This is a genomic window from Mycobacterium sp. M26, from assembly GCF_001494595.1.
In the GTDB taxonomy this organism is placed as follows: Bacteria; Actinomycetota; Actinomycetes; order Mycobacteriales; family Mycobacteriaceae; genus Mycobacterium.
The window spans coordinates 862934-875129 of record NZ_LN929907.1; the positions used below are offsets into that span (position 1 = coordinate 862934).

At 67.3% G+C, this 12196-nt stretch carries 8 protein-coding genes and 2 pseudogenes; 4 read left to right on the plus strand and 6 right to left on the minus strand.

The window, feature by feature from the left end; translation table 11 throughout:
• Positions 1 to 50 precede the first annotated feature (50 nt).
• Positions 51 to 650 carry a LysE/ArgO family amino acid transporter gene (locus tag BN3385_RS04180; RefSeq protein WP_059015312.1) on the minus strand — a complete coding sequence of 200 codons (600 nt, stop codon included), beginning with the start codon at positions 648 to 650 and terminating at the stop codon, positions 51 to 53.
• Between the two features lie 71 nt (positions 651 to 721).
• Between BN3385_RS04180 and BN3385_RS04185 the strand changes: the two genes are divergently transcribed.
• From BN3385_RS04185 to BN3385_RS04195, 3 genes are read left to right on the plus strand one after another with little or no spacing between them, the layout of a single operon-like run.
• Positions 722 to 1591 carry a LysR family transcriptional regulator ArgP gene (locus BN3385_RS04185; protein WP_059015314.1) on the plus strand — a complete coding sequence of 290 codons (870 nt, stop codon included), beginning with the start codon at positions 722 to 724 and terminating at the stop codon, positions 1589 to 1591.
• A gap of 53 nt (positions 1592 to 1644) precedes the next feature.
• Entirely contained in the window at positions 1645 to 2247 is a 603-nt protein-coding gene (locus BN3385_RS04190; protein WP_059015316.1) for a TetR/AcrR family transcriptional regulator, read from the plus strand.
• Positions 2248 to 2262: 15 nt separating this feature from the next.
• The gene (locus BN3385_RS04195; RefSeq protein ID WP_082690275.1) at positions 2263 to 3069 is read left to right on the plus strand and encodes an SDR family NAD(P)-dependent oxidoreductase; all 807 of its coding nucleotides are present in this window, start codon (positions 2263 to 2265) and stop codon (positions 3067 to 3069) included.
• 3 nt (positions 3070 to 3072) lie between these two features.
• Here BN3385_RS04195 and BN3385_RS04200 read toward each other — a convergent pair whose 3' ends face one another.
• On the minus strand, positions 3073 to 3681 hold the full coding sequence (locus BN3385_RS04200) for a TetR/AcrR family transcriptional regulator (RefSeq protein WP_197415119.1): 609 nt from the start codon (positions 3679 to 3681) through the stop codon (positions 3073 to 3075).
• Positions 3682 to 3777: 96 nt separating this feature from the next.
• Here BN3385_RS04200 and BN3385_RS04205 point away from each other — a divergent pair, with 96 nt between their 5' ends.
• Positions 3778 to 5028, plus strand: a complete 1251-nt coding sequence (locus BN3385_RS04205; RefSeq protein ID WP_059015322.1) for a cytochrome P450 — start codon at positions 3778 to 3780, stop codon at positions 5026 to 5028.
• A 19-nt stretch (positions 5029 to 5047) separates the two neighbouring features.
• Here the strand turns inward: BN3385_RS04205 and BN3385_RS04210 are convergent, their stop codons facing one another.
• The 4 genes and pseudogenes from BN3385_RS04210 to BN3385_RS29400 all read right to left on the minus strand — a co-directional run.
• The gene (locus tag BN3385_RS04210) at positions 5048 to 7258 is read right to left on the minus strand and encodes an MMPL family transporter (RefSeq protein WP_059016380.1); all 2211 of its coding nucleotides are present in this window, start codon (positions 7256 to 7258) and stop codon (positions 5048 to 5050) included.
• A gap of 32 nt (positions 7259 to 7290) precedes the next feature.
• Positions 7291 to 9000, minus strand: coding sequence for an ABC transporter ATP-binding protein (locus BN3385_RS04215; protein WP_059015324.1), 1710 nt, complete (start codon positions 8998 to 9000; stop codon positions 7291 to 7293).
• Positions 9001 to 9017: 17 nt separating this feature from the next.
• Positions 9018 to 10604, minus strand: a pseudogene (locus BN3385_RS29395) (thioester reductase domain-containing protein); the annotation flags it as partial.
• Between the two features lie 167 nt (positions 10605 to 10771).
• Positions 10772 to 12178 (minus strand): annotated as a pseudogene (locus tag BN3385_RS29400) (condensation domain-containing protein); the annotation flags it as partial.
• Positions 12179 to 12196 lie beyond the last annotated feature (18 nt).

The window sequence follows — 12196 nt, forward strand, 5'->3', positions numbered from 1 at the left end:
ACCGATTGTCACCCACCGGGCTATTGACGCGCCTGTCGGCGCGCGAAGTCCTAGCCGACGAGCAGCGAGATCCCCAGCGCGATCATGGTCGCGGCGATCAGCCCGTCGAGGATCCGCCAGGTGACCGGGGTGGCGAACAACCCGGCCAGTCGGCGCGCCCCGAAACCGAGGCTGACGAACCACACCACGCTGGCGCTGATCGCGCCGATACCGAAGAGCCACCGGCTGTCGGCGTGCTGGTTGGCGATCGTCCCCAGCAGCACGACCGTATCGAGGTAGACGTGCGGGTTGAGGAAGGTCAGCGCCAGGCAGGTGAGCAATACCGAGACCAGTCGGGCCGGGCCGTCCTGGGTGGCGTTCAGGGTCGACGGACGCAGTGCCCGGCGGGCGGCCAGCGCACCGTAGCCGAACAGGAACGCCGCGCCACCGATTTTGGCGATGGTGACGGTCTGCGGATGTGCGGTGATGAGGGCGCCGATCCCGGCGATGCCGGCGACGATCAGCACCAGATCGGATAGCGCGCAGACGCTGACGACCGCCAGCACGTGCTCACCGCGGATGCCCTGGCGCAGCACGAAGGCGTTCTGAGCGCCGATGGCCGCGATCAGCGTCAGGGACGTCAGGAAACCGACGAGCAGGGGTGAGGACATGCCATCGACGCTAAAAGCCCGGCCTGCTGAAGTCCAACTAATGATTCTGAAGCTGGATTAGTATTGCTAATGTGGCCATCGACGGGGACCAGCTCGCGGCGTTCGCCGCCGTGATCGATCTCGGCAGCTTCGATGCTGCCGCTGAACGCCTCCACGTCACGCCGTCAGCGGTGAGTCAGCGGATCAAGGCGCTCGAGCAACGCGTCGGTCAGGTGCTGGTGGTCCGGCAGAAGCCATGTTCGGTCACCGGTGCGGGGGTGCCACTGCTGAGGCTGGCTGCCCAGATCGCGCTGCTGGAGTCGGAGGCTCTGCGTGAAACCGGTGCTGACGGCCCGGCCGCCCGGGTATCGATCGCGGTCAACGCCGACTCGATGGCCACCTGGTTCACCACCGTGTTCACCTCGCTGCCCGACGTCATGTTCGATCTGCGGATCGAGGACCAGGACCACTCGGCGCGGCTGCTGCGGGAGGGCGCGGTGATGGGTGCGGTCACCACCGAGCGCACCCCGATCGGCGGGTGTCGCGTCCATCCGCTGGGTGTCATGCGGTATGTGCCGGTGGCCAGCGCCGCCTACATTCAGCGGTACCTGCCCGACGGATTCACCGCCCGGGCTGCGGCCGTGGCGCCCTCGCTGGCCTGGAATCGTGATGACGCGCTGCAGAACATGTTGATCCGCAAGGTGTTTCGGCATGACGTCACCAGGCCGGTGCACTACGTGCCGACGGCGGAGGGCTTCGGTGCCGCGGTACGGGCCGGGCTGGGCTGGGGCATGTTCCCCGAGCAACTGGCCGCCGTGGGCATCGAGAGCGGGGTGTTCGTCCGGGTCTGTGACGTCAACCTCGACGTTCCGTTGTTCTGGCAGTGCTGGAAGTTGGACAGCGAACTGGTTCGCACGATCACCGGCGCGGTGGTCGCCGCCGCGTCCGACGGGCCGGTATGAGCCGGCGGCCGGGACCTCTTGCGGATCACGCGGGCCGAGCTTAATCTGAACAGGTGTCCGGAAACGTTGCGGCGGAGGCAGCCGTCCCGCCGGTACGGCGGCGCAAGAACCTGCGGTCCGAGCAGAGTATCCGCAAGGTGCTCGATGCGACGGTCGACGAGCTCACGCAGATCCCGTACAGCGATCTGACGGTGCGTGGGGTGGCCGCGCGGGCTGGTGTCTCGCCAACCACGGCCTACACGTATTTCCCCTCGAAGGAAGCCCTGGTCGCCGAGGTCTACCTTCGGCTGCTGCGCGATGCGCCGACCTTCACCGATGTCAACGACACTGCGGCGACCCGGGTCAAGGCGCTGTTGCGCAGCCTGTTGCTCCTGATGGCCGACCGGCCCTACCTGGCGGACGCCTGCACTATCGCGATCATCGCCGACGATGCCGCTGTCGAAGCGGTCCGGCTCAAGATCGCCGGCGAGATCGGCCGGCGGATCAGCGCGTCGCTGGGACCCGGCTACCCACCGGCCATTGCGGCGACCTTGCACATGGTGTTCTCCGGAGCCCTGTTGCACGCCCGGTCGACTCCGGGCGGTTACGGCGCGATGGCCGGTGCGCTGGACGACGCGGTGGATCTTGTTCTCACCCCGGCCGGCGACAAGCACTGAGCGAGTGAGGCGGCCATGACAGCTGGGCATCCTGTCGACCGTTTCGCCGGATCGTGGGCGTTGGTCACCGGCAGCGCTCGCGCCGAAGGTCTCGGCTACGCGCTGGCCCGCCAGCTGGCCGAGCACAGGATCAACGTGGTCCTCGTCGACATCCTGGAAGCCGATCTGCAGACCCGGGCCGACGAACTGCGCAGCGCCTACGGAATCGAGGTGCGCCCGATCGCCGCCGACCTCGGGGATCTGGCCTCCTATCCGCGAATCATGCAGGCGCTCAACGACATCACCGTGGACGTGCTGATCTGCAACCACATGTTCACCCCGAAGGACACCCCGACCATCCTCGACATGGATCTCGACGTGCACAACGCGATGATCGACATCAACGCGCGGGCATACGTGAATCTCATCCACCCCCTGGCCACCCTGATGGTGAACCGGGGCCGGGGCGCGGTCGTGGTGGTGTCCTCGGCGGCGGGGCTGACTCCGACGCCCTATACCGGTGCCTATGCCGGAAACAAGGCGTTTCAGATCGCCTTCGGCGAGGCGCTGTGGTTCGAGTTGCGCCACACCGGAGTCGACGTTCTTGTGGTGTCGGCCGGCCTGATGGACACCCAGGGTGATGCCTTGGACAACTACCCCAAGTGGCAGATCGCCGATCCGAATCAGTGCGCGACCCAGATCCTGTCGTCGATCGGGCGCAAGCACATGATCACTCCGGGGCGGGCCAACCATCTGTTCACGCTCATCAACACCCGGCTGATGAGCCGGCGCCGGGCGGTCGAGACCGTCGGCCGATTCATGGAAAAGGGCCTGGGTAAGTAGGCGTTACAGGTTGCGGGCCGCGCCCAGGGAGGTGGCGGTGATCGTCGCGATCAGCGTGTCCTCGTCGGTGTCGACATCACCCTGAAGCCAGCCGATGATCAATTCCGTTGTGGCCGTGACCAAGGCGCGGGTGGCCAGCGTGCGATCGATCGAGGGTTTCGCCCGGCCGGTGAACGGTAGCCCGCCCCGCGCCATCAACGCCGTGACGTCCCGCACGGCCCGCTGCTGGCGGGCCCGTAGCCGCGGGAATCCCGGAGATTCCCGATACAGCTGGGCATCCGACGGGTTGGCCGCCAGGATGTCCAGGGTCGCGCGGATCGACCCGCTGACCCTGCTGTCCATCGGTGCCGTGCGCACCACCTCGGTCATCGTGTCGTAGAGCCGGGTGTACAGATCGTCGGCGCAGACGTCGAGCAGATCGTCCTTGGTGGCGAACTCGTCGTAGAAGTAGCGCTTGCTGAGATTGGCCCGCTGGCACACCAGGTCGACGGTCAACGGCGCCACCCCGACCTCGGCGATCAGCGCCCGCGCCGCGTCGAGCAGGCGCTGTCTGCGCTCCCGGGACCGCTGCTCGGCGGTCAGCCCGCCGTAGGTGCGGCCGTCGACTGTCATGAGCCCATCCTTGACCATTCTGTGGCGCCGGTCATAATCTAGAACGAGTTCGTTCTAGATTACGCGAGGCCGCTCGTCGGCGAGGGAGTGACAACGATGACCACTCGGATCATGGACCCGGCCGGACGGGTGCTGGCCGACCCGACGGCCTACGCCGACGAGAAGCGGCTGCACGAGGCGCTGGCTCACCTGCGCGCGCACGCCCCGGTGTCCTGGGTCGACGTCGAGGGCTTCGATCCGTTCTGGGCGATCACCAAACACGCCGACATCATGGACATCGAGCGCCAGAATGATCTGTTCACCAACGCGCCGCGGGCAGTGCTGCTCGATGCGGCTCTGGATGCCCAGATGCGGGCTGATCGGGAGGCGGGCGCCGGGCTGGCCACCCTGATCCACATCGACGACCCGCACCACCGTGATCTGCGCAAGATCGGTGCGGACTGGTTCAAGCCGTCGGCGCTGCGGGTGCTCAAGGCGCGCTGCGACGAGTTGGCCAAGCAGTACGTCGACATGATGGTGGAGAAGGGGCCGGAGCTCGACTTCGCCCAGGAGATCGCGGTCAACTACCCGCTGTACGTGATTCTCACCCTGCTGGGTCTGCCCGAATCGGACTTCCCCCGCATGCTCAAGCTCACCCAGGAGTTGTTCGGCAGTGAGGACTCCGAGTTCCAGCGCGATGTCGACCCGGAGGCCTTGCTGGCCACCCTGATGGAATTCTTCGCCTACTTCGCCGCGCTGACCGCCTCCCGTCGCGAGACGCCGACCGAGGACCTGGCCTCCGCGGTGGCCAACGCCAAGATCAACGGCGAACCCCTGTCCGACATGGACACGCTGTCCTACTACGTGATCGTGGCCAGCGCCGGCCATGACACCACCAGTGCGGGCATCGCAGGCGGGTTGCTCGAACTGCTGCGCAACCCCGGTGAACTGGCCAGGCTGCAAGCCGATCCCGGGTTGATGGGCACCGCGGTCGAGGAGATGGTGCGGTTCACCACCCCGGTGCGGGAGTTCATGCGTACCGCCCAGGCCGACACCGAGGTCCGCGGCGTGCCGATCGCCAAGGGGGAATCGGTTCTGCTGTCCTATGTTTCGGCCAACCGCGACGAGGATGTGTTCACCGATCCGATGCGCTTCGACGTCAGCCGAGACCCGAACAAGCATCTGGCGTTCGGCTACGGCGTGCACTTCTGCCTGGGTGCTTCGCTGGCCCGGATGGAGATGAACAGCTTCTTCTCCGAGCTCGTCCCGCGGATCAAGAGCATCGAACTCGCCGGTGACCCGCAGATCGTCGCCAGCACGTTCGTCGGCGGAGTCAAGCACCTGCCGATTCGGTACTCGCTGCGCTGAATTCGGCCGGGCGGCGGTCCTACTCGTGCAGGCCGAGCCGTTGGTGCAGCCGCGCCAACGGCGCCGGTGCCCACCAGTTGAGCCGTCCCAGCACGTGCATAAAGGCTGGCACCAGCACCATCCGCACCAGTGTCGCATCGGCGAGTACGGCCATGGTGAGCCCGAAACCGAACAACCGCATGAACGAGACCTGCGCGGCCATCAGTGCCGCGAACGAGATCGTCATGATGAGCGCGGCCGCGGTGATCACCCGGGCGGTATGCGCGACTCCCAGGGCCACGCTCTCGTCATTGGCCTGCGGTCCGCGGTCAGAGCGCAGCCAGTACTCCCGGATGCGGGCCATCAGGAACACCTCGTAGTCCATCGATAACCCAAAGGCGATGCAGAACAACAACACCGGCAGCTGAACGCCCAGCACGCCGGTGGCCGAGGTACCCAGACCGCCGAGGTGCCCCTCTTGGAACACCCACACCAGCGCGCCGAACGCCGCGGTCAGGGAGAGCAGGTTCATCAGGACCGCCTTGACCGGCAGCACCACACTTCCGGTCAACAGGAACACCAGCACCACTGTGATCAATGCGATCAGCCCGAGGACGACGGGCAGGCGCGAGGCGATGGCGCGGACGCTGTCGCGGTTGCTCTGCGCGACTCCGGTCAGCTGCATCGCTCGCCCACCTGGGACGGGCACGGCGTGCAACCCGTCCAGCTGTACGGCCGAGGCGGTGGTGTACGGCGGTGCGGTGGTCCGCACCGTGAGAAAGGCGCTGCCGTCCCTGATTCCGGTGGGTGCCGACGGTGCTCCCACACGGCGCCCGTTGACGAACGCCCCACCCGGTGCCGACACCGATGCCACGTCGGAGACCATCGACAATGCGGCACCGTAGATGTCGAGGTCCCGGGCCGGCAGACCCGCGACGTCGGGCAGGACGACGGTGACGTCCGGGACAGTACTGCCCGGAAACTGGCTGCGCAGTTGATCTCCCACCTGCCGTGCCGATGCCGATGCCGGAAGGATGCGGTCGTCGGCGAAGCCCCACTGCGCCCGGTGGAACGGTGAGCCCAGCAGCAGGAGCACGGCGGTGACCGCAATGCCGATCGGCACCGCGTGGCGGATGACGAAACGCGTCCACCGATACCAGGACAACCCTTCCCAGGTGCGCGGAACTCCCTGAACCCCCCAGAGCAGCCGGCGCATCGCAGGCCGGACATCCAGTGCATCGAGTCGCCGCCCCAAGAGCGTGATCGCGGCCGGGGTCACGATGAGGGCGGCCCCGGCGGCGAATGCGACTACGGCGGCGCCCGCATACGCGAACGACTTCAGGAAGTACTGCGGGAACACCACCATCGTGGCCATGCACAGCGCCACCGTCACCGCCGAGAAGAGCACGGTTCGCCCGGCGGTGGCCATCGTGGTCGTCAGCGCCTTCTCCCGGCTCTGACCGTCGGCGAGTTCTTCCCGGAAGCGGCTGAGAATCAGCAGGGTGTAGTCCACCGCCAACGCCATTCCCATGGCGACGCAAAGGTTCAGGGCGAACACCGAGACGTCGGTGAACAACGAGATCCCGTGCAGCGCAGCCAGTGCGCCCAGGATCGCCACGATGCCGACCGCCACCGGCAGTGCGGCGGCAACCAGCCCGCCGAACACCCAGACGAGTACCAGGAAGCTCAGCGGCAGCGCCACCGACTCCATCACCAACAGGTCTTTCTGGGTCTGGCTGTTCACCTGCCAGTAGACGGTGGCCTCGCCGCCGGCACGCACGACCACACCATTGCGCTCCTGCACCAGCTCGTCGGCGATCTGCCGGGCGTACTTCTGGGCTTCGGTGTCGTCGCCGGTGACGGTGGCGGTGATCAAGCCGATCCGGCCGTCGGTACTGATGAACGACCGGGCTGCGGCGGGCGGGACGGTCCAGGCGGACTGGATGTTCGCGATGTGTGGTGAGTTCCGCAGCTGGGCAACCACGTCGGTGCCCACGGCTCTGGCCCGTCGCCCGGTGGCGCCGTCGTCGGCCGTCACGGTGATCACCAGCCCCATCCCGCCGCGGTCGAACGTGCGGGACAGCAGATCGGTGGCCTGGGAGGACTCCGAACCCGGATCCAGGCCCCCGCCGCCCGAGAGATTCTTGATCGCGGTGACACCGAACAGCCCGCAGGCGACCATCACGAGCAGTGCGACCGCCAGGACACGGCGCGGTGCGGCGATGGCGAGCCGGGTCACCGCCTGCAGCACGACCATCTCCTCCCGCGTGATGTCACCCGGCGCTAGCGCTGGGTGAATTCCTGTTCGATCAGGTTCCGGTAGACCGGCATGTCCAACAGTTCTTGGTGTGTGCCGCTCGCCTGGATCCGGCCATCGCGCAGGACCAGGATCTGGTCGGCGGTGGTCACCGTCGACAGGCGGTGTGCGACGACGAACACGCTGCGCTCACCCCGCGCCTGCGCAAGATTCGTCATCACGTCGTACTCGTTGGCACGGTCCAGATGTGCGGTCGGCTCGTCCATCAGGATGAGTTGCGAGCGGGACAGCAGTGCCCGCGCCAGGGCCAGTCGTTGGCGCTGTCCGCCGGACAGGCTGCGCCCGTGCTGCAGCACCGGGGCGTCCAGTTGGCCGGGCAGGCCGGCGATCTCGTCGGCGAGATTCGCCTGCCGGAGTACCCGCCACAGGTCGTCGTCGCCGGCCTGTGGGTCGGCGATGAGCAGGTTGTCGCGAATCGTTCCGTGCAGCACCGGGGCGTCCTGCTCCAGCAGGCCCAGCCGGGATCGCAGGGTGCCGATCGGGATGTCGCGGACATCGTGGCCGTCCCAGCGGATCACTCCGCCGGCGGGCTCGTGGAATCGGCACAGCAGGGCCAGGATCGTCGACTTGCCGGCACCCGACGGTCCGATCAGAGCGGTGATGCGGTCGCGGTCGAGGTGGAAGGACACCTCGTTGAGCACCGTGTCCGTCCCGTAGGCGAACGACACGCGATCGAACTCCACCAGCGCGGAGCCTTGCGAAACCTGTTGCAGTTCAGCCGGTGTCACCACCGTCGGCGAAGCAGGGTTGTCCTCCGGGAGGCTGCGCAAGGTGGCTGTCAGGTGCTGGTAGGCGCCTGCCGCGGTCCGCAGTTCGGTCAGCGCACGCACCGCCGCGGTGATCGGGAAGATCGCGTACAGCCCGAAGGTGAACAGTGTGACGAACTGGCCGATGGTCAAGCTGCCGTCGGCGACGCGTCGACCGTCGATCAGCATGATCGCCAGAAACGACGCGGTGACGGCCAGTCGCACGGTGCGGACAGCGATCGCGGTGGACGAGGCGATGCGCACCCCGGCCTCATACGCCGCCTGCGCACTGACCGCGATGGACTGCGCCTCGCGGTCTTCGGCGCCGAACAGTTTGACGGTGCGCGCCGCACCGAGGGCTCGTTCCAGCGCGGCGGTGTACTCGCTCAGTGCGGCCTGACGAGCCAGCGCGGCCCGCTGGATCCGGGACAGAAAGGGAATACTGGCGGCCAGCGCGATCGCGAGCAGGGCCACGACCACGACCACGGTGAGTGCGTCGATGGCGACCATGAAGGCACCGGCGCCGAGCAGTGCCAACGTGCCGAACGCGATATCGCCGATCGCACGGGGGACCTCGCGCAGCACGCCGGCATCATTGGTGCCGCGGGCCAGCAGTTCCCCGGTCCTGGTCCGGTCCAGCACGCCGATCGGCAGGCGCACAACATGATTGGTGAACACCGTGCGTTGCGCCCGCACGATGTTCTCGCCCGTACGATCCAGCTGAAACTGTCCCACCGACTCCAGGGCCAACTGGCTGACCAGCAGCACGGCCAGCACCACGATCAAGGCCAGAATCGGTGCGCCGGCGGCAGCCCGGTCGACGATCAGTCCGGCCATCAGCGGTTGCAGCAGGGTCAGCACCGCAGCGACACCAAGCAGGAGGAGGCTGCCCGCCATCGGCTTCCAGTGGGTGCGCAGCAGACCGAGCATGGTGTTCCCCCGGGCGTTCAGAGCAGTCCCAGCAGCTGCAAGTCGGTGACGTACTGGGCGATCATCGCCGGCGAGACGTGCGGAATGTCTTTGTCCGAGCCGAGTTTGGCGGCCTGCACCGCCGCGCGGAACCGCGGCGCCGCAGCGATGCCGCCGCTGGTCGGCGTGAGCGGTTGTAGACGCCCGGTCTCCCCGAACAACAGCGCCTGCCATACCGAGTGCCGGCGTTGTTCCTCGGGCAGTCCGCGCAGGGCCACCTCGAACTGCTGCAACCAGTCACCGAAGTCGTCGATCCGCCGGATCGGATGCCCCGCCTCGATCAGCCAGTCCACGTACTCGTCGATGCCGATTCCGTCCTCGTGCGGGTTCATCACGTGATAGGTCTCGAATCCGTCGGCTACCTGGGCGCCGAGCGTCGCGATGGCCTCGGCCACGAATTCGACCGGCAATCCGTCGAAGTGGGCCTGCTGACGTTCACCGTGTTCGTCGAGTCGGTAGAAGGAGCGTGGCGCGATCCCGGTGGCTACCAGGCTCAGCACCATCCGGGTGAACATGTCCGAGGTGTTGACCTGGCCGGCATAACTGGTGTCGGCCATGATCAGATCGCAGCGGAACACCGAGACCGGGAGGTCGCAGAGTTCGTTGGCCTCCCTGAGCAGCACTTCCCCGGCCCACTTGCTGTTGCCGTAGCCGTTGGCGGGCCCGCCGTCGTTGCGGCGGGTAGGGCTGATCACCCGGATGTCGGCATCCTCGACGAACGCCGAGGGGTCGAGCTGGTCGCCCACATTGGCCGTCGAAACGTAGGCGTACGGCGTCTTGCGCGTCGTCAGCGCCAACCGGATCAGCTCAGCGGTGCCAACGACATTGGGCCGGAACACCTCGCTGTAGGGCAGCACGCCGTTGACGTGTGCAGCGGAGTCCACGATCAGGTCGACCTCGTCGGCCAGCCGCTGCCACGTCGGCAGGTCGAGGCCGAGGTTCGGCTCGACCTTGTCGCCGGCCACCACGTCCAGGTGCTCGGCGGCGAGTTCGCGGAAGTGCCGCAGCAGGTTCGGGTCGCCACGGTCGAAGGACTCTTCGAGGCGGCGCCACCCATCGGCGGCCGACTCGGCCCGCACCAGGCAGATGAGCCGGCCGTCCACCGCCTGCATCTGTTCGAGCAGGTGCAGTGTCAGGTAGCGACCCAGGAATCCGGTCGCGCCGGTGAGCAGCACCGTGCGCATCTCGGCGCGCGGCCCGGGAAGGGTCGTGGCGGTGGCCAGTGTCGCCTCGTCGATGAACCTGTCGAGGGTGAGGTCGGCCGCGCGCACGACGTCGGGGTGGTGGCCGTGAACGGCGACGAAAAGTGAATCCTCCGAATCCTTTTCCCGCCGCGTGTCCATGATGTGGCGGGCGAGTTGGGTGATGGTGGGGGTGTGGAAGAGGGTGCGGACGGTGAGGTGGGTGTGCAGGGTGGTGTTGATGGTGGCGATGGCGCGCATGGCGGACAGGGAGTCGCCGCCGAGGTCGAAGAAGGAGTCGGTGGTGCTGATGCGGGGGTGGCCGAGGGTGGTGGTGTAGATGGTGGCGAGGAGGTCTTCGAGGGTGTTGGTGGGGGGTTGGTAGACACCGCCACCAACCGATCCACCAACACCCCCACCCCATCAAACACATCCACCCGAAACTCCACCGAGCCGCTGATGCCGGCCGGTTCGCCGTTCTCGGTGAACTGTTCGGACAGTGAGAAGGTGAGATCCATCCGGGCAGTGTGGGTTTCGATGGGCGTGGCGATGACGTCGAGGTCACCAAGGTGTAATGCGCTGTCGGACTCGCTACGGTGCCCGGGATAGCTCTGCCAGGTCAGCAGGACCTGAACCAGCGGGTGGTGGGTCAGTGACCGGGCCGGTTTGAGCCGCTCCACCAGAACTTCGAACGGAACGTCCTGGTTCTCATAGGCCGCCAGGCTCCGCTCCCGCACCTGGGCCAGCAACTCCGCCACCGTCGGATCGCCGGACAGGTCGACCCGTAGCACCAGGGTGTTGACGAAGAATCCGACCAGGTCGTCCAGTGCGGGATCGCCGCGACCGGCCACCGGGATCCCCACCGCCACATCGGTACTGCCGCCCAGTGCGCCGAGCAGAATGGCCAGGGCGGTCTGGATCACCATGAAGGTGGTGGTGTTGTGGTCGCGGGCGAGCTTGCGGACTCCGGCGTGTAGCTCAGCCGTCCAGTCGATGTCGAGGGTGGCGCCGCGGTAGTCGGCGACCGGGGGATAGGGCCGGTCGGTGGGCAGGTGAAGGCGTTCGGGCATCCCGGCCAGTGCCTGCTCCCAATAGGCCAGCTGTGCCGCAATCGGGCTTGTGCTGTCGTCGAGGTCGCCGAGTGCGCGGCGTTGCCAGAGGGTGTAGTCGACGTACTGCACCGGCAGCGGCGCCCACGGCGGCGGGTGTCCCGCGGAGCGACTCGTGTAGGCGGTGGCCAGATCCCGCACCAGTGGCGTCACCGACCAGCCGTCGGCGGCGATGTGGTGGGCCGTGGCCACCAGCACGTGAGAGTCGTCATCGATCCTGAAAAGAACTGTCCGCAGCGGTGTTTCGCAGTCCAGATCGAAATCGTGGCGCCCCTGCTCCGCGATCGCCGCCTCGAGCCGCTCGGTCGACCAGTCCACGGCGTCGATGACCTGCCATCCGGTGTCGACCTGCTCGGCGGGGACGATGACCTGCTGTGGCACACCGTCGGTCGACGGAAACACCGTCCGCAGGCTCTCGTGCCGCCCCACGACGTCGCGCAGGGCCAGCCGAAGGGCCTCGGTGTCGAGCCGGCCGCGCAGACGTAGCGCCACCGCGAGGTTGTACACGGCGGAGGAGCCGAGCAGATGGTTGAGGAACCACATCCGGGTCTGGGCGAACGACAGCGGCACCACATCGGGACGCTCCACCGGGAGCAGCGGTTCGGTGCCGCCGCTCTGCTGCCGGACCACAGCCGCGAGTTGGGTGATGGTGGGGGTGTGGAAGAGGGTGCGGACGGTGAGGTGGGTGTGCAGGGTGGTGTTGATGGTGGCGATGGCGCGCATGGCGGACAGGGAGTCGCCGCCGAGGTCGAAGAAGGAGTCGGTGGTGCTGATGCGGGGGTGGCCGAGGGTGGTGGTGTAGATGGTGGCGAGGAGGTCTTCGAGGGTGTTGGTGGGGGGTTGGTAGATCCACCCGAAACTCCACCC

Coding starts and splice junctions, on each gene's coding strand:
- BN3385_RS04215 (WP_059015324.1), bottom strand. CDS start 9,000: ATGCTCGGTCTGCTGCGCACCCACTGGAAGCCGATGGCGGGCAGCCTC.
- BN3385_RS04205 (WP_059015322.1), top strand. CDS start 3,778: ATGACCACTCGGATCATGGACCCGGCCGGACGGGTGCTGGCCGACCCG.
- BN3385_RS04180 (WP_059015312.1), bottom strand. CDS start 650: ATGTCCTCACCCCTGCTCGTCGGTTTCCTGACGTCCCTGACGCTGATC.
- BN3385_RS04200 (WP_197415119.1), bottom strand. CDS start 3,681: ATGACAGTCGACGGCCGCACCTACGGCGGGCTGACCGCCGAGCAGCGG.
- BN3385_RS04195 (WP_082690275.1), top strand. CDS start 2,263: ATGACAGCTGGGCATCCTGTCGACCGTTTCGCCGGATCGTGGGCGTTG.